Annotated in this window: 17 protein-coding genes; 7 read left to right on the forward strand and 10 right to left on the reverse strand. The window is 64.6% G+C overall.

Annotated elements, in window-relative coordinates; translation table 11 throughout:
- The 3 genes from D2V07_RS11880 to D2V07_RS11890 form a co-directional block, all read right to left on the reverse strand.
- Nucleotides 1–2214, reverse strand: coding sequence for a TonB-dependent receptor (locus D2V07_RS11880; RefSeq protein ID WP_119587225.1), 2214 nt, complete (start codon nucleotides 2212–2214; stop codon nucleotides 1–3).
- Nucleotides 2215–2343: 129 nt separating this feature from the next.
- A complete protein-coding gene (locus D2V07_RS11885) occupies nucleotides 2344–3354 on the reverse strand; it encodes a dipeptide epimerase (protein WP_119587226.1) in 1011 nt (336 codons plus the stop codon).
- Complete coding sequence (locus tag D2V07_RS11890; protein WP_119587227.1) at nucleotides 3354–5351, reverse strand: serine hydrolase domain-containing protein; 1998 nt, start codon at nucleotides 5349–5351, stop codon at nucleotides 3354–3356. Before D2V07_RS11890 ends, D2V07_RS11885 begins: the two co-directional genes overlap by 1 nt.
- Nucleotides 5352–5489: 138 nt before the next feature.
- Here D2V07_RS11890 and D2V07_RS11895 point away from each other — a divergent pair, with 138 nt between their 5' ends.
- Nucleotides 5490–6107, forward strand: a complete 618-nt coding sequence (locus D2V07_RS11895) for a helix-turn-helix domain-containing protein (protein ID WP_233548378.1) — start codon at nucleotides 5490–5492, stop codon at nucleotides 6105–6107.
- Between the two features lie 29 nt (nucleotides 6108–6136).
- On the opposite strand, the gene D2V07_RS11900 is transcribed toward D2V07_RS11895, so the two are convergent.
- The 7 genes from D2V07_RS11900 to D2V07_RS11930 all read right to left on the reverse strand — a co-directional run bounded on the left by D2V07_RS11900 (nucleotide 6137) and on the right by D2V07_RS11930 (nucleotide 13536).
- Nucleotides 6137–7426 (reverse strand): spinster family MFS transporter, encoded by a 1290-nt coding sequence (locus D2V07_RS11900; RefSeq protein ID WP_119587229.1) that lies wholly within the window; start codon nucleotides 7424–7426, stop codon nucleotides 6137–6139.
- Between the two features lie 121 nt (nucleotides 7427–7547).
- Nucleotides 7548–8411: an enoyl-CoA hydratase-related protein gene (locus D2V07_RS11905; RefSeq protein ID WP_119587230.1), complete on the reverse strand. Its 864-nt coding sequence runs from the start codon at nucleotides 8409–8411 to the stop codon at nucleotides 7548–7550.
- Complete coding sequence (locus D2V07_RS11910) at nucleotides 8404–9336, reverse strand: hypothetical protein (protein ID WP_119587231.1); 933 nt, start codon at nucleotides 9334–9336, stop codon at nucleotides 8404–8406. Before D2V07_RS11910 ends, D2V07_RS11905 begins: the two co-directional genes overlap by 8 nt.
- Nucleotides 9333–10304 (reverse strand): NAD(P)H-dependent flavin oxidoreductase, encoded by a 972-nt coding sequence (locus D2V07_RS11915; protein WP_119587436.1) that lies wholly within the window; start codon nucleotides 10302–10304, stop codon nucleotides 9333–9335. Before D2V07_RS11915 ends, D2V07_RS11910 begins: the two co-directional genes overlap by 4 nt.
- Nucleotides 10305–10440: 136 nt before the next feature.
- A complete protein-coding gene (locus D2V07_RS11920; protein ID WP_119587232.1) occupies nucleotides 10441–11439 on the reverse strand; it encodes an NADPH:quinone oxidoreductase family protein in 999 nt (332 codons plus the stop codon).
- A 19-nt stretch (nucleotides 11440–11458) separates the two neighbouring features.
- Nucleotides 11459–12262 (reverse strand): tyrosine-protein phosphatase, encoded by an 804-nt coding sequence (locus tag D2V07_RS11925; RefSeq protein ID WP_158586824.1) that lies wholly within the window; start codon nucleotides 12260–12262, stop codon nucleotides 11459–11461.
- Nucleotides 12262–13536, reverse strand: coding sequence for a TetR/AcrR family transcriptional regulator (locus D2V07_RS11930; RefSeq protein WP_158586825.1), 1275 nt, complete (start codon nucleotides 13534–13536; stop codon nucleotides 12262–12264). The genes D2V07_RS11925 and D2V07_RS11930 overlap by 1 nt, the downstream gene beginning before the upstream one ends.
- 113 nt (nucleotides 13537–13649) lie before the next feature.
- Here D2V07_RS11930 and D2V07_RS11935 point away from each other — a divergent pair, with 113 nt between their 5' ends.
- From D2V07_RS11935 to D2V07_RS11960, 6 genes are all read left to right on the forward strand, one after another.
- The gene (locus tag D2V07_RS11935) at nucleotides 13650–14696 is read left to right on the forward strand and encodes a phosphotransferase family protein (RefSeq protein WP_119587234.1); all 1047 of its coding nucleotides are present in this window, start codon (nucleotides 13650–13652) and stop codon (nucleotides 14694–14696) included.
- Between the two features lie 28 nt (nucleotides 14697–14724).
- Nucleotides 14725–15501 carry an SDR family oxidoreductase gene (locus D2V07_RS11940; RefSeq protein ID WP_119587235.1) on the forward strand — a complete coding sequence of 259 codons (777 nt, stop codon included), beginning with the start codon at nucleotides 14725–14727 and terminating at the stop codon, nucleotides 15499–15501.
- Nucleotides 15498–16319 (forward strand): SDR family NAD(P)-dependent oxidoreductase, encoded by an 822-nt coding sequence (locus D2V07_RS11945; protein ID WP_233548379.1) that lies wholly within the window; start codon nucleotides 15498–15500, stop codon nucleotides 16317–16319. Before D2V07_RS11940 ends, D2V07_RS11945 begins: the two co-directional genes overlap by 4 nt.
- Nucleotides 16320–16543: 224 nt before the next feature.
- Entirely contained in the window at nucleotides 16544–18580 is a 2037-nt protein-coding gene (locus D2V07_RS11950) for a 3-hydroxyacyl-CoA dehydrogenase NAD-binding domain-containing protein (protein WP_233548380.1), read from the forward strand.
- Nucleotides 18573–19772, forward strand: a complete 1200-nt coding sequence (locus D2V07_RS11955; RefSeq protein WP_119587238.1) for an acyl-CoA dehydrogenase family protein — start codon at nucleotides 18573–18575, stop codon at nucleotides 19770–19772. The genes D2V07_RS11950 and D2V07_RS11955 overlap by 8 nt, the downstream gene beginning before the upstream one ends.
- A gap of 1 nt (nucleotide 19773) precedes the next feature.
- Entirely contained in the window at nucleotides 19774–20910 is a 1137-nt protein-coding gene (locus D2V07_RS11960; RefSeq protein WP_119587239.1) for an acyl-CoA dehydrogenase family protein, read from the forward strand.
- Nucleotides 20911–20922: the final 12 nt, after the last annotated feature.

Here is a 20922-nt window from a genome sequence, read left to right on the forward strand (position 1 = left end):
CTAGATCCCGGCGGTCAGCGACACACCGAAGGTGCGCGGGCGCAGCACCCCTGTGGCGATCGCGCCACCCGGATAGAGCGGGAAGCCGCCGAACACGTCGATTGCGGTGGTCGAGGTGCGACCTTGGCTGTTGCCGAGGTTCTTCACATAGAAATCCAGTGCCACCTGTCCGAAGTCCACGCCAGCCCGCAGGTCCACGACGTCGTAGCCGTCGACAAGGCGCTGGCGGCCGTTCGCGGTGCGGAACGCTTCATCGAAGCTGGCTGACTGTTCCGAGACGTGCCGCAGCGAACCGCCCACGCTCGCCTCCACCCCGCTCGAAACCTCCCAGTTGTAATCGGCGATCAGGGCCGCGCTGAATTCAGGGGTGAAAGGCAGCCTGTCGCCGTCGAAACCACCGATCTGTGTGTCGGCGGTGAGTTCGGCATCGGTGTAGGCGCCGTTCACGGTAAGGCTCAATCCCCCCACTGGCTGAGCGGTGGCCGCGAATTCGATGCCCTTGCTGCGCGCGCTGCCGCCGTTGGCGTTGAAGCCGAAGCCATCCTGGATCGCGAGGAGCTGGATGTCATCCCAGTCGATATAGAACGCCGCCACGTCGAAGCTGAGGCCGCGATCCGGCGTCTGCGCCTTGAAGCCGACTTCGTAGCTGACGACCGAATCTGAACCGTAAGTGGCAAATTCGGCAGGAGCGCCCGGGGGAAGAACGTTCGGTCCGCCGGGGCGGAAGCCCTTGGCAACGCGGGCGAAGATCGAGGCATCGGGGCTAAGCTCGAAGCGCGGCGCGACCGAATAGGTGAAGACGTCTTCTGAGGATTCGTAAGTCGGAAACTCGGCAAAACCCCCTGCCAGGATGCCGTCCGTCGTTTGCGTGGCGGACTGCTCGTTATCGCTGTAGCGGCCGCCGATATCGATATCGAAACGCTCACCGATGTGCAGCGTGACGTTGGCGAAGGCGGCGATCTCTCGGTAATCGGATACGACCTCGGCAAAGCCCGTTGCGGGAAGCCCGTCGATCGGTGTCACGGTGCCGGGGGAGGCGACGACGAAGTCCTGCTGGATCAGGCCGTCTTCCTCGGTGTAATAGGCACCGATCAGCCAATCCACCATCGAGGCCGAGCCGGCGAGGCGCAGTTCCTGCGTGAACTTCTCGGAATCGGTGCTCTGGTCCTGGAAGAAATCATTGGGCACGCCGAGAACCGCCTCGATCAGGCCGCCCAGCGCGAAGGTGTAATCGGTGCGCAAATCCTGCTTTTGCGTGGAATAGCTGGTGGAGGACGTCAGCGTGCCGAAGCCCAGGTCGAAATCGCCGGTGGCGTTGTAGACGCGGTAGTCGAGGTCGCTGAAGCTGGGCGTGTATTGCGCCTGCGTCAGCCCGTCCGGCAGGATTTCCAGCGTGTCGGGATCGGCCAGCACCAGCGACGGGGCATCGGCACGGATGTTCTGCACGATGGCGGTAAGGCGCAGGTCGATCGCCTCGGTCGGCATGAGTAGCAAGGAGGCCCGGCCGCCATAGGACTTGCTGTCGTTGATGTTCTCCTCGACATCCGACCCGGCGGTGCCGATGGAATCGATAAAACCGCCGGTGTCACGATAGACGCCCGATGCACGGAAAGCCGCCATGTCGGAAAGCGGCAGGTTAACCACGGCGTTGCCGTAATAGCTCATCTCTCCGCCATCGGTGGTTTCCAGCCCGACCCGTCCGCGTGCCTCGACACCGGCGGTGGACGGGGTGTTGGTGACGAATTTCAGCACGCCGCTGAGCGAACTTGCGCCATAGAATGTCCCCTGCGGGCCGCGCAGAACCTCGATCCGTTCGATGTCGAACGTGTCGAAATCGCCGGCCAAGACAGCGCCGTTGACGAGGCCGCTGCTCGATCCGAACGGCGTTTCATCGACATAAACGCCTACGGTGGAGGCGACCCCTTCGGTGTTGACGCCGCGGATGATCAGGCGGCCCTGTCCGGCGCGGCTCTGGTCTAGCTGCAGCCCGGGAACGTTGACCAGGTAATCCTGGAAACTGTCGGCATGCTGGTCTTCCAGCAGGCTGCCATCCACCACGGTAATCGACTGGGGCACCTCGATCAGCGTCTGCGAACGCTTTTGCGCAGTGACGATGATCGGCTCACCTGCCGATGATGGTGCGTCCTGCGCATGGCTCGGCACGGCGATCGCCATCATCGTGGCGGAAATGAGAATGGCGGTTTTTACCCTCATGGACTGTTCCCTCGATCTGGTCGCTCTCAGGGCCTGTTATTCAGATGGTCCCCGGCCACGACGCGTGAACCGTAATGTGACGACTATTGTCCTAATCAGAAAATTGTCAACCTGTTCAGGATTTTTGTTCTACGGCCAGCCCCAAATGTCCTGTGGCGCGGTAATCTTGCCGTCGGCGTAGGCCACGCCGGGTGTGCGGTCGCGCTGGAGGAACGTGGGTCCGTCGAGGTCCACGATGTCGCACAACTGCCCCAGCAGATAGGACGGTGCCATCGACAGGCTGGTGCCCATCATGTTGCCGACCATCACCCGGAGGCCGAGCGCACGGGCGCGGCGTGCGATCGCCAGCCCTTCGGTCAGGCCACCGCACTTGTCGAGCTTGATGTTGACCACGTCGAACCGGCCCGCCAGCGCTTCCGTATCGGGCAGGGTCACCGCGCTTTCGTCCGCCGCGAGAGGCAGGGGCCGGTCCAAACCGTCGAGATCGGCCTCGCATCCCCGCGGTAGCGGCTGCTCCAGCAAGGCTATGCCGAGGCCAACGATGGTGGGGAGGATTTCCTGCAGTGAAGCCAAGTCGTACCCTTGGTTGGCGTCGACCCCGATCCATGCGTCCGGTCTGGCTTGCCGAACTGCGGCGAGCCTTTCGGCGTCTAGCTGCGGTTCGCCCGTCAGCTTGAGCTTTACCGGCGCCTGGGGATCCAGTCGCATCGCCGCCTGCGCCATTACCGCCGGTTCATCAGCGCCGATCGTGATGGTTGAGCGCAGTGGCCCGGGCTGCGGCAATTCCGCCAGTTGCCAGACAGGCGTGCCCGACTGCTTGGCCTCCAGGTCCCAGAACGCGCAGTCGATTGCATTGCGGGCACCGCCGGGTGGCAGGACATCCTGCAGATCCTGGCGCGTCACACCCTCTGCGATCAGCGGGCGGACGCGTTCGGCCTCCGCCAGCATGTGATCGGCATCGTCGCCCAGGTAGTAGACCCCTGCCCCCTCCCCCTTGCCCAGGTGTCGGCCATCCGAAAGCTCTGCCACCAGCACCGTGGTTGCCTCGAACACGTGGCCGGAAATCCGGAACGGCCGCACGTAGGGAAATTGCTCCAGCCGCAATTCAAGCGACAGGCGACCTTCGCCCGACCTTCCCATCAGAAGACCAGGCCGAAGCCGTATAGGTTGAAGCGCACCGTGATCCACGCGAGGACGAGGGCCGCAAGGACCAGCAGGACCGCGCCCAGCTTCATCGTCCAGCGGCGCCCGTCCGTAAAACAGTTCCACAGGTGCCAGATGGCGAGAGCCAGCAGCCCGATCGTCGCCACGGGCGTAAGCACGCGGAGCGTTTGCAGCAGCCAGTCGAGGCTGCCGTTGAGCGAGCCGATATCGGCGGAGAAAGCCATCACCACCGAGACCCAGCCCGCGAGTGCCAGCAGCACCAGCCAGCAGAAGGTCCGCGTCAGGCGATAGGCCGTCAGGGACCGCCCGGTAAGGGCGAACCCGGCCTTGTAGTGGCGCCGCACCAGTGCACGGACCGGCCACGCCAGCGCCGCCAGCAGGACGACGGCCAGGGCGAAAATGAAGGCCGGAAACAACCAGCCGGGATCGGCCCCGAAAGGCACGGGCTCCATCACGGTGAAAGGCGATACGGTGTCGATGCTGAAACGCACGACCTCACCGTCTTCCACCTGGGCGGCAAGTCGCTCGCCCGTGTTCCGGTCACGCCAGACGAACGGCTCCACCTCCACCCAGTCGCGCGGGCCTGCGGAAAGGCCGTCAAGCGCCGGGAACAGCAGTTGCCCGTTCTCCCCTACCGAGACTTCGGCGGGGCTGAGCAGGCTGAAGACACTCATGAAATTGGTGAACGACCCGCGGCTCATCGTATAGTTGCCCGCCATCATCTGCGCGTGCTGACGCGACGTTTCGGGATCGATCGGCGTGTAGTCGGTCTCGTTCGGCATGTATCGGCTGGCGAATTGCTGCACCAGTGCGCTGCGAATGGCCTGCGGGGCGCCGCCCGTGCCGGCGCTGTTCACGGAGATGTAGATGCCGAGGTCGCTGTCCGGAAACAGCACCAGGTTGGTGTGGAAATATCCCGTGTCGCCTGCATGGGCGATGGCGCGGTTGCCGTTGATCCACTGTTCGTAGAACCCCAGCGCCATGGTGTTGAGCGGCCCGACCCCCGGTGCACGGTAATCGTGCATCATTCGGGCGGTCTCGGGTTTCAGCAGCGGCCCGCCATCGGCAAGGTGCGCCTTCATGAATTCCGCCATCGCCGCGCCGCTGGCCGACAGGCTGCCGGCCGGTGCGGGAATCACGATCTCGAACGGCTCCGCATCCCCGGTAACCGTGGCATACCCTTTCGACATCAGCGGCTGCAGCCGCTCGGGCAGCGGCTGGCGGAAAGTCGCATATTCCATACCCAGCGGGGCGAATATCCGCTGATCGATGTAATCGTCGAAATCCATGCCGCTGGTGCGTTCGACGATGCGGCCCGCAAGTGCGGTGGCATAGTTCGAATAGGCAGGTGTGGAGCCCGGCGCGAATACGCGGGCAGGCAGGGATTCCTGCGTGTAGTCGGCCATGGTCATCACGGCCTCAGGATCGCTGCTGATGAGGTTGCGTACCGCTTCCTCGAAGCCCGCGGTATGCGTCATGATCTGGCGCATCGTGATCGGCTGGCCTTCGTAGGGCGGTATCGTGAAGTCGAGATACTCGTTCACGTCGGCGTCCAGGTCGATCTTGCCCTCTTCCACCTGCTGCATGACGGCGGTCCAGGTGAACAGCTTGGAAACCGAGCCCGGGCGGAACAGGGTCGTCTCGGGATCGACCGGCTCGCGCGCTGCGACATCGGCAAAGCCGTAGCCTTTCTGAAGAACGGTGGAATCGCCCTCGACGACGACCACCACGGCACCGGCAATTTCCCCCGTCGCCAGCGCATAGGGCATGAACCCGTCCAGCCAGGCCTCGACATCGGCGCGGTCCAGCGCGACCGCTCCATCCGGCTCAGCCCCTGCGGCTCCGCCGCTTTCGACGGGGGCGAGGATGTCCACCTCGGCCGGTGCCGGGTTCTGCGGCACCTGCCCCTGCGCAGCGAGCGATCCGAACGCGAGCAAGGCGGCAAGGGCGGCTAGTTTTCTGGTCAGGCGCATCACGATTCCCTGATTTACTTGGCGAGCTGCTTGCAGCCGGCGGATAGTGCTAATAGGATGACCACCGCTGTTTTGGCGTCATGGGGACATAATGATCCTGATTAGAAAATTGTCAATCCAAGTGTCGGGGTGGTCGCCGTGACGTCTTCGTCCCCTACGCTGGGGCGGGTCATGCGCGACATCCGCAAGCGCAAGGGTTGGACGCTCAAGCAGATGAGCGCGAAATCGGGAATCCCGGTCTCGACCCTTTCCAAGGTGGAACACGACCGTCTCACGCTCACCTATGACAAGCTGCAACAGGTCAGTCGGCGGCTGGAGATCCGCATGTCGGACCTGTTCGCCGAGGATAGCGAGGACAACGCACCTCCAGTGACCGCGCGCCGCAGCATCGCCACGATGGAAAACGCGGTGCAGGTGACGACCGACAACTACGACTATCACTACCTCTGCACCGATCTGCGCAAGAAACGCATGATCCCGATCGTCACCCGCATCCGCGCCCGCAGCGCCAGCGAGTTCGGCGATCTCGTCCGCCATCACGGAGAGGAATTCATCTACGTGATGGAAGGAAAGATCGAGGTCATTTCCGAGTATTATGACCCGGTAACGCTCGAGGCAGGGGAAGGCATCTACCTCGATTCGACCATGGGGCACGCCTACGTGACGGCAGAAGGCTGCGACGAAGCCGTAGTGCTGGGCGTCTGCTCCAGCGCGGATGACGGGCTGTTGGATTCGCTGATCAACCTGCGGGACTGATCGGAAAGCCAGTCCCGTTTGGGGCGCGTCTAGTGCTCCTCCACCCAGTCGCGGGTGATGGTGCGGGTTGCCAGCAGCATCAGCACTCCGGCCACCAGGTAAAGCGGCATTACCGTCAGGATCGACGCGCGCAGCGATTCATCGCCGTAAATCGGCGCGTAGAAATCCGAGATGAGGCCAAGGACATAGATTCCGCCGCCCAGTCCGATCAGGTTGTTGATCAGCAGGAAAAGCGCGGAAGCCGTTGCTCGCGCCCGCGGTTCCACAAGGTGCTGGATGGCGGTCAGCACCGGGCCAAGCCAGACATAGGCCAACCCCTGGGGAATCAGGAACAGGATGAAAGCCATCAGCAGGCTGTCGGTCAGCACGCCCGCGGCGTAGATCGGCGCACCGGCGATAAAGGCGATGGCAGGCAGGCGCGGATACCATTTCCTGTTCGAACCCAGCCGGTCTGCCAGCGCCCCGCCTGCCAGCATCCCGCTCACCCCGCCTATCAGCAGCACCCCGCCGATAAAGAGGGCAGCGCCCCACAGGTCGATATCGAAGCTGCGCAGGAGGAAACTGGGTTTCCAGAAACCGATGCCGTAGCCCAGCATGGAACTGAATGCCGCGCCGAAGGCCATGAACCAGAATGACGGCTTTTTTGCCAGGATCCGGAACACCGTCCAAGCCGATTGCCGGGGCCGGGCCACGGTATCTGCGTCATCCTGTCTGGGCACGTCCTTCACCACCAGTTTGAACAGGGGTGCGATCACGATGCCAAGGCCTCCCATGACGAAGAAGGCAACGCGCCAGTCCACGGTGGAGGCGATCCACCCCCCGGCCATGACACCGATGGCGCTGCCGATGGGTATGCCCAGCGAATAGATGGCCAGCGCCGTGGCGCGGCGGCGCGGCGGGAAGTAGTCGCCGATAATGGCATAGCTCGGCGCAACGCCGCCCGCCTCGCCGATGCCCACCCCCACACGGGCAAGGAATATGTGCCAGAAGCTCTGCGCCATGCCGCACAGCGCGGTGAACCCGCTCCAGAATATTAGCGCGATGGTGATGACCCAGCTGCGACTGGTACGGTCCGCCACCGCGGACAGGGGCACGGCCAGCGTCGAGTAGAGCGCGGCAAAAGCCAGTCCGCCCAGCAGACCCATCTGGCTGTCCGACAAGCCGAGATCGGCCTGGATGGGAGCTGCCAGGATCGACAGCATCATCCGGTCGAGGAAATTGAAGATGTAGACCAGCAGCAGCATCGCCAGCACGAGATTGGCATTCGCCGGCAGGACGCGCCGGGGCGCGTCGACTGGTGGTGCGGCAGCTTGGGTCATGCGTGGTTTCCTCGTCCCGGTGAGTGACAAAGGGCCGGGTCTTGCGTCCCGGCCCCCGTCCGCCCGGATATGCCTGTCCCGAGAGATGGAAGGGGACGCGGCATTCCGGATCGAATCGATATCATTTGAAGCGCGGTTCCGCGGCCCAATCCATGTCCGGCAGTCCTTCGGGCACCGTGTCGGGATAGGTGGCTTCGCGCTTTTCCCTAAAGGCGGTCACGCCCTCGCGCACGTCGGCTGACCGGCCCCGCGCGGCAAACACGCGGCTGTCGACACGGTGCATGTCCATCGGGTGCGCCATCGTCTGGCCCTGCCACATCAGTTGCCGCGCCAGCGCGACGGAGACCGGGGCGGACGATGCAGTCATTTCCAGCGCCTTCTCCTTCGCTGCATCAAGCAGATCGGCAGCGGGGTGGAGCGATTGCACAAGGCCCGCGTCCAGCGCCTCCGCCGCGCCGAAGACACGGCCAGAATAGGTCCAGTCGAGAGCCTTGGGCATCCCCACCAGCCGCGGCAGGAACCAGCCCGAGCACGCTTCCGGAGTCACCCCCCGGCGGGAGAAGACGAAGCCGTAGCGCGAATCCTCTGCGGCCATGCGCCAGTCCATCGCCAGCTGCATGGTGGCACCGATACCCACCGCCGCACCGTTGGATGCGGCGATGACGGGTTTCAGGCTGCGGAAGATGCGCAGGGTCACCATGCCGCCACCATCGCGGTCTGCCCCGCCGATGTCGTCTGCACGCCCGCGCTTGTCGTAATCGAAGGTATCGCCGCCCCCGCCAAGATCCGCACCGGCACAGAAGGCACGGCCCGATCCGGTGATGACCACCGCGCGCACCGCGTCGTCGGCATCGGTAAGGTCGAACAAGGCCAGCAGGTCGGCTATCATCGCCGGATTGAAGGTGTTCATCTGGTCTGGCCGGTTGAAGGTCGCCACGGCCAGCCCGTTATCGATTTCCAGATCGAGCGTGTGGAAGTCAGCCATCGAATTCGTCTCCGTAAAGTGCCTGTGCCTCGGCCTCGTAGGCGGGATAGCTCCCCTTCAGGGAGGCGAGATTGAGCAGCATCGTGGCCGCCACGGCGTCCGTACCCGCGCGGTAGATACGATATTCGGTCCACAGCGATTCGGTCTTGCGGCTGCCGGTTCGCGCGATCACCTCGCGCTCTACCTCGTAGGTCTCGCCAACCCGCAGCGGGCCGTCATGCAGGCGGATTTCCTGGTCGGCGAACAGGCCGATGCTGGGCCTGCGCACGGCGAAAGGCTCCACATCGGCCTTGGCGTTGGCGAGGACCGAGATCATCTCGAAAGGCAGTTCGCGCGCGAACCGCTCGGCAGCCTCGGTAATGACGGCCAGCTTGTCCGCCAGGCTGAAGGGGTAGAGCGCACCCATCGGCATATCGCGGTCCATCGTTACCGGCACGCGGGACGTGCGCGTTCCAACCGGCACATCGGCCACCAGCACCGGCTGCGCGAGCGGCTCGAGACCCTCCAGCCGGGCGCGCAGGGCGCTTTGCGGGGGATCGTCGCCCACCGAGAGCGAGCCGGTCAGCACCTCGGTGCCGTCCCCCTTCTCCATGCGAATGTCGGCATAATCGGCAAGTTCGGTCGATCGGGTTGCAAGCGCACGCACCGCTTCCCCTTCGAACACGGGCGCGCGGTAGTGCACGGAAATACAGCCGGTGCGCCGCCACGCCTCGCCAAACAGCCTCCCGGCCAATGGCTCGAACTGCGAGAAGTGCGTCGGCCCCTCGATCGTGCCGCCGCTGAATCTCAGCTGCTGCGCGGTGGTATCGTCGTGGATCGAGGCGCTGCCCGAAACCGACTGCTTGCTCAGCATCTGGCGCGGTTTGCGCCAGGGGCCGGTCAGCGTGTTTCCCCCTTCCACGATGGCCTCCGCAGAGTGTGTCACGCCAGCAGGCCCGGCAAGCGCTCGCCGCTGATCTGGTGTGCCTCGGCCATGATGCGATCCACCAGTTCGCGAACGGTGGGAATGTCGTGGATCAGGCCCTGCGCCATGCCGGCCCAGTAAAGGCCGTCGTCGAGATCGCCTTCCTCCATCACGTTCTTTCCACGTGCGCCTGCCACGAGGTGCGCCACGTCCTGGAACTCGGCTTCCGGGCGCGAGAGGATGTCCACCACCTCGTCCGACACGCTGTTTTTCCCCACGCGTGCGGTGTTGTGCAGGTTGCGGAAGATGAGATTGGTATCGCGCTCCGAACTGGCGACGATCCTGTCCTTCACATTGGTGTGGATCTGGCACTCCTGCGTGGCGAGGAAGCGGGTGCCCATGTTCACGCCTTCCGCCCCGAGGGCCAGCGCCGCGACCAGCCCGCGCCCGTCGGCAATGCCGCCGCTGGCAATGATCGGAATATCCAGCGCGTCTGCTGCCGCCGGGATCAGGATCAGACCGCCGATGTCATCCTCCCCCGGATGGCCCGCGCATTCGAAGCCGTCGATGGAAATGACGTCCACCCCCATCCGCTGGGCCGACAGGGCATGGCGCACGGCGGTGCACTTGTGGATGACCTTCACGCCGTTCGCCTTGAAGTCGTCCACATGCTCCTGCGGCTTGTGTCCGGCAGTTTCGACGATGGTTATGCCCGCCTCGATAATGGCCTGCCGGTACTCGGCGTAGGGCGGCGGCTTCATGGTCGGCAGGATGGTCAGGTTCACGCCGAAGGGCTTGTCCGTGCGCTCCCTGGTGGCGGCGATTTCCTTCGTCAGGTCCTCCGGCGTGGGCTGGGTCAGCGCGGTCAGCACGCCCAGCGCACCGGCTTCCGCCACGGCGGCGACCAGCGGCGCGCGCCCGACCCACTGCATGCCTCCCATCATGACCGGATGTTCAATCCCGAACATGGCTGTGAAACGGTTCCGCATGCTTTCTCCCTGGCGCGATTCGATGGGTGCATCTTTCCCGAACACGGGAGCGCTGGCAACGGGTAGATGCAATTTTTCGAAAATAGGGAATGGACAAAAACCCCTTGCAGGGGCGTATTGCCGAATAACAAGTATGCTAGGCCATCGTAACGACGACCTTGCCCACCGCCTTGCGCTCGGCAAGTCGCCGGATAGCCTCGCCGCCCTGCTCCAGCGGGAACGTGCAGTCGATATGCGGGGTGATCGTGCCGTCCTGCCACCAGTCGAGCAGTTGCCTGACGTGGGCGGCATTGGTCTGCGGATCGCGGGCCACGAAGCCGCCCCAGAACACGCCGCGCACGTCGCAGCTTTTCAGCAGCGTCAGGTTAAGCGGCAGCTTGGGAATGCCTGCGGGAAAGCCGATGACGAGGTAGCGCCCTTCCCAGGCGATTGAGCGCAGGGCCGGTTCGCAATAGTCGCCGCCGACGGGGTCGTAGATGACATCCGCGCCGCCCGGCCCCACGGCTTCCTTGAACGAGGCGGCAAGCGCCTTGCTCGCATCCTTGTCGAACGGGGCGCGGCCATAGATCATCGTCTCATCCGCGCCGGCCGCTTTCGCCGCCTCTGCCTTGTCCTCGCTCGATACCGCCGCGATGACACGCGCGCCCATCGCCTTACCGATCTGGATGGCTGCCAGCCCCACCCCGCCTGCCGCGCCCAGCACCAGCAGCGTCTGCCCCTCGCGCAGTTCACCCCGGTCCTTCAGCGCGTGGATGGTGGTGGCATAGGTCATCAGCAGCGCCGAACCTTCGACCGGGTCGGCCCCTGCGGGGAGGAGAAAGGCGCTCCCCGCATCGATCGTCACCTGCTCTGCCAGTCCGCCAAAAGCCCTGACCGCGATCAGGCGATCGCCGACCGCCCAGCCCTCTACGCCCTCGCCCAGCCCGATCACCTCGCCTGCGAATTCCGCGCCAGGCGCGAAGGGGCGTGGCGGGCGGAGCTGGTACTTGTCCTCTATGATCAGCACATCGGGATAATTGATGGCACAGGCGAGCACGCGCACGGCGAGTTCGCCCTTGCCGGGCTGCGGAGCCTCCATTTCGGTCAGCTCAAGCGTGTCCGGGCCGCCGGGCGCGGTGGAATAGAGGGCTTTCATTGCAGTATCTCCAAGTGGTTCAGACCGGTTCGAGTAGCCGGGCACGCAGCATTGCCGCCACGTCCCGGTCGACGCCGATCGAGGCGAGAAACGCGTCGAACGACCCGTAATTGCGGTCGATAGCGGCAAGGGCAGCGTCAAGCTGGCCCGGGCGGGCGGAGCGCATCATGGCGATGGCCTCGGGCGAAAACCGTGCGCGCATGGCATCGTGCGCCCGCTCTCCGCCGTCGCGCCCGACAAACAGCGAGCGGGCGACATCGTCTTCGCTCGCGGCGATACGATCGGTCATCGCGTAATCGTCGAGCACGATCTCGCGCGGCACGCCCAGCGTGGTCAGCACCAGTGCAACCGCCACGCCGGTGCGATCCTTGCCCGCGGAACAGTGGATCACGCAGGGCGCCGCGCCTGCGGCAATTCGCCTGATGATATCGGCAAAGGCATGGCTCATCACGCGCGGCATCTGGGCGTAGAAATCCTGCATCAAGGCGCGGGCACCTTCCGCATCGGGCGGATATTCCTGGGCCATGTCCACCAGGCGCCGCTTGTGCCCCGGCGGCCAGGTGTGAACGGAAAGCTTGAGCGATTGCCATGCCGTGGGATCCGCCTCGCGCTCTCTTGAGGCGCGCAGGTCGAAGATGGTCGTGATACCTGTCGCTTCCAGCGTGGCGATATCGCCCGCGGTCAGTCGTGACAGCCGGTTGGATCGGAACAGCAGGCCCCGTTTTACGCGCAGGCCTTCACCGGCCGGGTAACCACCGAAATCGCGGAAATTGCCCGCGCCTTCCAGAGGCAGGATCCGCGCCCTGTCTTCGTCTGTCAGCATCAAGCCTGCCCGAGTATTTTGGCAGGATCGACGAACATGCCCTGCGTCAGGCAGGAAGCGTAGATGCGGATGGCATCCTTGCGGTCCATATCGATGGCCCAGTTGCGCAGATCGTAGGCGGAATTGAGCATCGCGGTGATCGTCTGGCTGGCAAGGTGCGGATTGATCAGCCGGATCGAGCCTTCCTGCATACCCTCCACCAGCGTGTTGCCAAGGCGCAGCGCTGTCCTGTCGGACCGCGCCAGCAGGTCCGTGCGTACATCGATGGGCAGGGCTTGCAGCGCGGATGTTCGCGTTAGCGGGAAATCGCCCTCGAACTGGAGGTCGATCAGGTAGTTCATCGTTGCTTCCAGCCGCTCCCACTGGCTGCCGCCGCTCTCGGCAGCGGCGCGTTGCACCGCGGAAATGCGGCGAAAGCTGCGGCGGAAACATTCGAGGATGAGGTCATCCTTGGTATCGAGGTGGTGATAGAAACTGCCCTTGGTCACCTTCAACTCGTCCACGATCCGCACGACGGAGGCGCCGCGATATCCGCTTTCGTTGATCAGACGAGTGGCAACGCCAAGGAAATTGGGCGCTGCATTCTCTCCGTCAGCCGTCGGCTCCCCATCGGCGCAGCGCGGAAGATCTGCCGGAGACCACGTGGCACCGGGCACGGCCAGCCCCAGATCGAACAGCTCGAACAGCTGCCGGTGGACGCGCGGAAACTCGTCAATCGGATAGCGCGCCAGCCACACCGGCATCCAGAATATCGTTTCCTGCAACAGGTGGGTGCGCGCCGTCATCAGCGGCTTTTGGTCGGCAGGGAAGTCTCCCCACAGTGCCCGCGTGGCCCTGAACAGTTCGACATACTGGCGCAGCAGCGGCAGGCGGATGGGATCGTCCAGCGTGCGCACTTCGGAAAGCGTGGCGATGGAAACGTCCGTTCCGCGGATCACGTCGGCGCGCAGGCGGATATGCAGTTCCAACAGGCGGCACACCCGCTCGCGCGGGGTGGGCTCCTTCGCAGCCTCGTCCACGAACTCCCGCAGCCGCTCAATCGCGCGCTCGAAGACGGCTGCGGCCAGCACGTCCTTGCGCGGGAAATAGTAGGTCACGCTCGTCGTGCTCAACTCGACCGCGTGCGAAACCGCCTGCAAGGTTGTGGCCTTTGCCCCGTGTTCGTTGATCAGCGTGGTCGCGGCATCCAGCAACGCGTCGCGTTTCTGCTCGTATCGAGCACCTCGAGGGGACCGCTCCCGCCCCCCGGTCAAGCCGCCTGTCTTGCTATCCATCACTCTTTCATGCCGCAAACGAAGCATAAGGCCAAGCAAAAGGATGCTCGGTTTGCTGTTGTGTCCACCGGTGTTTCGAACGTATGGTATCTTCAAACGCGAGGAGAGGCAGCATGACGACGGACACCGACGAGCAACGCTTTGCGGACCTTGACGGGGTTCACTTGGAGGACTGGCTGGTTCACCACGTCGACGAAAGTGGTTCACTGCGGTTCATCAGGAAGTTCCCCGGCGGGCAGTCCAATCCCACCTATCGATTGCAGTTCGGCGACAAGGATTACGTCCTGCGGCGTAAGCCCTTTGGCAAGATCCTGCCCTCTGCCCACGCGGTGGAGCGGGAGTTCCGGTTGATCAGCGCGCTGCACCCGCTGGGCGTGCCGGTCGCCGCGCCCCATGCCCTGTGCGAGGACGAGGGGGTGATCGGTTCGCCCTTCTACATCATGGGCATGGTGGAAGGGCGCACCTTCTGGGATGGCGCGCTGCCCGGTTGTGAACGGCAGGAGCGGGAGCCGATCTATCACGCGATGGTGGACGCCCTCGCCCGCCTGCACGCGGTCGATCCCGAGCAGGCGGGGCTGGGCGATTACGGCGCGCCGGGCAACTATTTCGAGCGGCAGGTAGGGCGCTGGACCAAGCAGTACCGCGCATCGCAAACCGACGAATTGCCCGCGGTGGAGCGGCTGATCGAATTCCTGCCCGCCACCGTGCCGCAGCAGGAGCGGACCAGCATCATCCACGGCGATTACCGCATCGACAATCTCATCTACGCGCCCGATGGGCCGCAGGTTCGCGCGGTTCTCGACTGGGAGCTGTCGACCCTGGGCGATCCGCTGGCGGACTTCACCTACCTGGCGATGAACTGGGCACTGCCGCGCACGGGAGAGAACGCCCAGCTCGGCGGCCTCGACCTGGAGGAGCTGGGCATTCCCTCGCTGGAAGAGGTGACGCAGCGTTATTGCGAGGCCACCGGACGCGCCAGCGTGCCCGACATGAACTGGTATTTCGCCTACAACCTCTTCCGCCTCGTCGGCATCCTGCAAGGCATCAAGAAGCGCATCATCGACGGCAATGCGTCGAGCAAGGACGCCCATGCCAAGGCCGCCATGGTGGAGCCACTGGCCACGCAGGCACTGAAATTCGCCCGCCAGGCGGGTGCCTGAAATCACTTTTCATTCAAGGAGTTAATCTATGTCGCTGTTCGACTGCACCGACAAGGTCGCGATCGTTACCGGATCCTCTCGCGGGATCGGCCGGGCCATTGCCGAAGCGCTGGCCGACCATGGCGCGCGGGTGGTGATTTCCAGCCGCAAGCAGGACGCCTGTGAGGAAGTGGCCGAAGCCATCAACGCGAAACATGGGCAGGGCCGCGCGGTCGCCATTGCCGCCAGCATTTCCGAGAAGGCAGCGCTGGAAAACCTGGTGCAGCAGACGCGCGAACAGCTTGGCCCCATCGACGTGCTGGTGTGCAATGCGGCCAGCAACCCCCATTACGGATCGCTGGACGGAATCAGCGATGACCAGTTCCGCAAGATCCTGGATAACAACGTGCTGTCCAACCACTGGCTGGTGCAGCTTGCCCTGCCCGACATGCGGGCAAGCGGCGGCGGCGCGATCATCGTCGTGTCGTCCATCGGGGGGCTGCGCGGTTCGACCACGATCGGCGCCTATAACATCTCGAAAGCCGCGGATTTCCAGCTTGTGCGCAACTACGCGGTAGAGGCGGGCAAGGACAATATCCGCGTCAATGCCATCGCCCCCGGCGTGGTGAAGACCGACTTCGCCCGCGCCCTGTGGGAAGACCCGAAGATGCACGATCGCACCGCGAAGGCGACACCGCTCAAGCGTCTGGGCGAGCCGGAGGATATCGCCGGGGCCGCAGTCTATCTCGCCAGCGATGCGGGCGCATGGATGACCGGGCAGATGATGGTGATCGACGGCGGCGTTACCATCGGTGTCGGGCAGTGAGCGCCAGCGGCAGGGGACTGCTGCACGGCAAGGTCGCCTGCATTACCGGGGCCGCTTCCGGCATCGGCAGAGCCAGCGCGATCCTGTTCGCGAGCGAGGGCGCGAAGGTGCTCGCCTTCGACCGCGCCGATGCCGTTCACGCCACGGCGGATGCCATCCGTGATGCAGGCGGAGAGGCCATCGCCCACACCGGAGACGCGGCGGAGGAAGCGGACATTGCAGGCGCAGTGGCAAGGGCTCAGGATGAATTCGGGGCGCTGCATATCTTCTTCGCCAACGCGGGCATTACCGGCAATGCGCGCGGCGGATATTTCGATAGCGATGCCGCAAACTGGATGACGGTGCTGCGGGTCAACCTTGTCGGCCCGTTCCTGGCGGTGAAGCACGCCGCGCCCGCGATCCAGGCCGCTGGTGGTGGGGCCATCGTGTGCACGGCATCCGTAGCAGGACTGCGCTCCGGCGCGGGGCCGGCGCCCTACTCCGCTTCCAAGGCGGGGGTCATCAACCTCGTGCAGACGGCGGCGCAGCAGCTTGCCGGAACAGGCGTACGGATCAATGCCGTCTGCCCCGGACTGATCGAGACGGGAATGACCGCGCCGCTCTACGAGAATGCCCGGGCCAAGGGGCTGGAAGATCGCATCGGGCTGCTCAATCCCATGGGCAGGGGTGGTGAACCCCGCGAGATAGCAAGTGTAGCCCTGTTCCTCGCCAGTGAGCAGGCAAGCTACGTCAACGGACAGGCGCTGGCAGCCGATGGCGGCCTTTCCACCTCGCATCCCGTCACACGCCCGCCGGGTTTACCGGTGAACCCCCGGTAAACCCCGGTGGCGCACTTGGTGAACCCCGATGCGCGCCTGGTGAACCCGCACGCGCCGCTGGTGAACCCCGTGCGCCCCGCCCACGGTGGCCGGAGCGGTCGGTAAGCCGAGCACCTCTAAGCGCGCTTGTCTGAAAACACGGTATGCAATAGAGCGGTGCTGCAAAAGAGTCGCGCAGCGGCTGTTTCGCCCGCTGGGCGACATCACAGACAACGGGAGAAATCATGTCCAAGATCACTACGGCCCGCGAAGACGAGGTGCTCGTCATCACCCTCGACAATCCGCCGGTAAATGCGTTCTCCACCGAAGTGCGCCAGGCGATGGCGGAGGCCGTAGACACGGCAGCGCAGGATGACGGCATTCGCGCTGTCGTCATCCGCGCGGAAGGGCGCATGTTTTCTGGCGGGGCCGACATCACCGAATTCGGCTCCGCGCCCGTCCATCCTACCCTGCCCGAACTGATCGACAGCATAGAGAACCTGGCAAAGCCGGTGGTCATCGCGCTGAACGGCACGGCGCTGGGCGGCGGCTGCGAGATCGCGCTGGGTTGCAACTACCGCATCACCGTGCCTTCCACAAAGATCGGCCTGCCCGAGGTGAAGATCGGCATCCTTCCCGGCGCAGGCGGCACACAGCGCCTCCCGCGCGTGGTGGGCGTGGAAGAGGCGCTGCCGATCATCGTTACCGGCAACCCGATCAACGCCAAGAAGGCAGAGGCCATCGGACTGGTCGACAGGATCGTGGAGCCGGACAAGCTGCGCGAGGAAGCCATGGCCTTCGCCCGCGAAGTTGCAGGCAGGGACGATCACCCCGTATCCAGCCAGCGGACGGACAGGATCAAGGATCACGATCCGGGTGTGTTCGATGCTTTCCGCGAAAAGCATGGCCGCCGTCTGAAAGGCCTGGAAGCGCCACAGAAGTGCATCGAAGCGGTGAAGCTCGCGACGGAGCTGCCTTACGAGGAAGGCATCGCGAAAGAGCGCGAGTTCTTCATGGAACTGGTCAACGGAGACCAGTCGAAGGCGCTGCGCCATGTTTTCTTTGCAGAGCGGCAGGCGAGCAAGATCGACGGACTGCCAAAGGATGTGAAGTCGCTGCCGATCCGCAAGGTCGGCATCATCGGCGCGGGCACGATGGGCGGCGGCATCGCCATGAACTTCCTCTCTGCCGGTTACGACGTGACCATGGTGGAGCGCGAGCAGGAGGCGCTCGATCGCGGCGTCGGCATCATCCGCAAGAATTACGAGGCGACCGCGCGCAAGGGCCGCATGACCGCAGAGCAGGTCGAGGGCGCGATGGGCCACCTGACCACTTCGCTCGATTACCAGGATTTCGCCGACTGCGACCTGGTGATCGAGGCGGTGTTCGAACTGATGGACATCAAGAAGGACGTGTTCGGCAAGCTGGATGCGATCTGCAAGCCCGATGCCATCATGGCCTCGAACACCAGCTATCTGGATGTGAACGAGATTGCCGCCTGCACGTCCCGGCCGGAACAGGTGGTGGGCCTGCACTTCTTCTCGCCCGCCAACATCATGCGCCTGCTGGAAGTGGTGCGCGGCGACAAGACCAGCCCGCAGGTGATGGCCACCGCGATGGATCTGGCCAAAAAGATCGGCAAGGTCGCCGTGGTATCGGGGGTGTGTCACGGCTTCATCGGCAACCGCATGCTTGCCAAGCGGCAGGAACAGGCGAGCGACCTGCTGATGGAAGGCGCGCGCCCTGCGCAGGTCGACAAGGTGCTGACCGATTTCGGCTTCCCCATGGGTCCGTTCCAGATGGCCGATCTGGCGGGGCTGGATGTCGGCTGGGATCCCGACACAACCAGCAGCGCAAACGTGCGCGAAGTGCTGTGCGAACGCGGGCGGCGCGGGCAGAAGACCGGCAAGGGCTTCTACGATTACGACGAGAACCGCCAGCGCACCCCTTCTGAAGAGGTGGACGCGGTAATCGCCGATTTCGCCGCGCAATCGGGCAAGCAGCAGCGCGATATCACTGACGAGGAAATCCGCGAACGTCTGCTCTACCCGATGGTGAATGAAGGCGCGCTGATCCTTGAGGAGGGCATTGCCCAGCGCGCCAGTGACATCGATACCGTGTGGATCAACGGCTATGGCTGGCCGCCCTACACCGGCGGACCGATGTTCTGGGCCGACACGATCGGCCTCGACACCGTGCTGGCGGGCTTGGAGAAGCATGGCATGGAGCCCAGCCAGCTGCTGCGTGACAAGGCGGCGAATGGCGAGCGGTTCAATGGCTGATTCCGCAAGGGCTGACGATCTCGAAAGCTTCCGCCAGGAAACGCGCGCCTGGCTGGAAGCGAACTGCCCGCCCGAAATGCGCACACCCATGCGCAGCGAGAAGGACGTGTGCTGGGGCGGGCGAAACTTTGTCTTCTCCAGCGACGCGCAGAAACAGTGGCTGGAGGTGATGGCGGAGCGCGGCTGGACCGTGCCGGACTGGCCCGCCGAATACGGCGGCGGCGGCTTGTCACCTGCCGAGACCAAGGTGCTGAAACAGGAGATGGCCGCGCTGGGATGCCGCGTGCCCCTGCAGAGCTTCGGCATATCCATGCTCGGCCCGGCCTTGCTCAAATACGGCACCGAGGAACAGAAGCAGGACCACCTGCCGAAGATCGTTCGCGGCGAAATCCGCTGGTGCCAGGGGTACAGCGAGCCGAACGCCGGCTCCGACCTCGCCAGCCTTGCCACCAGTGCGCAGGACAAGGGCGATCACTACCTCGTCAACGGGCAGAAGGTGTGGACCAGCTATGCCGACGAGGCGGACTGGATCTTCTGCCTGACGCGCACCGATACCTCGCAGAAGCAGGGCGGTATCACCTTCCTGCTGTTCGACATGGAATCGGAAGGCGTCTCGACCAGGCCGATCCGCCTCATCAGCGGAGCCTCGCCCTTTTGCGAAACCTTCTTCGACGATGTGAAAGTGCCCAAGGACCAGGTGCTGGGCGAGGTGAACGACGGCTGGAGCGTCGCCAAGTACCTGCTGGGTCACGAGCGGGAGATGATCTCGGGCATGGGCGGGCGCAGCCAGGGGCCTTCGCTTCCCGATTATGCGCTGGGCAAACTGGGCGTGGACGAACAGGGTCGGCTCGATGATCCGGTGCTGCGCGCGCGGATCGCCATGCACGAGGTGCGCAGCCACGCTTTCGCCGCCATGAGCGAGCGGTTCATGGACCAACTCAAGGCCGGGAAGATCCATCCCGCCCAGCCCTCGATGATGAAATACTACGGCACCGAACTGAACAAGGATCGCCACGAACTGCTGATGGCGGCAGGCGGCAGCGACGCGCTGGAATGGGAGAGCGAAGGCTCCGGCGAGGGCAAGGCCGCACGCGCGTGGCTGCGCACCAAGGCCAATTCCATCGAAGGCGGGACGAGCGAGATCCAGCTCAACATCATCGCCAAGCGTATCCTCGAACTGCCGGAGGGCTGACATGCCGCTGTTTCATGATGAAGACCAGGAAACGCTGGCCGACACCGTCGCCCCGTTCATGGCCGACCGGGCGCCCGTTTCTCACCTGCGCCAGCTTCGCGATGCCGATGACCCTGCGGGTTTCAGCCGCGATCTGTGGCGCGAATTCGGCGAAATGGGCTTTACCGGCGTGCTGGTGGACGAGGCCGATGGCGGCCTTGGCATGGGCCATGTCGAGGCGGGTATCGTGCTGGAAGAAATCGGCCGCAACCTCACCCCCTCGCCCTTCATCGGCACCGCCGTGGGCGCGGTGGAGGCCTTGCGGCTGGCCGATCCGACACTGAAGGAAGCATGGCTTCCCGGCATCGTCGCAGGCGAGACCGTGGCCGCCCTGGCGCTGGACGAAGCGGCGCGGCATCGCCCACAAAGGGTCGCGCTGAAGGCCGAGCGGCAGGGCAATGGCTTTCGGCTAACGGGTGCCAAGCAATTCGTGCCGTTCGGGCACGAGGCCGATCTGCTGATCGTTTCCGCGCGCACATCCGGTGCCACCGCAGACGAGGACGGCGTGACGCTGTTCGCCATTCCCCGCTCCCACCCCGGCATCACGGCACGGGCAGAGCGCCTTGCCGACAGCAGCCTTGCCACGCGCATCGATCTGGACGGCGTGGACGTGGATGGCAGCATGGTCATCGGCGACATCGACGACGGGCGCCGCGTGCTCGACCGGGTGCTTTCCGCCGTGCGCACGGGTGCCTCTGCCGAGATGGTGGGCGTGGCAGGCGGAGCGAGCGCGATGACGCTCGACTATATCAAGCAGCGCAAGCAGTTCGGCCGCATCATCGGCAGCTACCAGGCACTGCAGCACCGTGCCGCGCATCTCTATGCCGAGATGGAAGTCGCCCGCGCCGCCACGCTGAAGGCGCAGCAATCGCTCGACACCGGCAGCGACACCGCGACCCGCGATGCCTCCGTTGCCAAGGCGATGGCGGGCATGGCCAGCAGCCTTGCCGTGCGCGAGGCGGTGCAGATGCACGGCGGAATCGGCATGACCGACGAATACGATGTAGGGTTCTTCATGAAGCGCCAGCGCGTGCTGGCGGAGCTTTACGGCGATGCCGATTTCCATGCGGACCGGCTGGCGCGGATGGAGGGTTACTAGGGCTGGCTGCCC

The organism is Aurantiacibacter zhengii (assembly GCF_003584125.1).
In the GTDB taxonomy this organism is placed as follows: Bacteria; Pseudomonadota; Alphaproteobacteria; order Sphingomonadales; family Sphingomonadaceae; genus Alteraurantiacibacter; species Alteraurantiacibacter zhengii.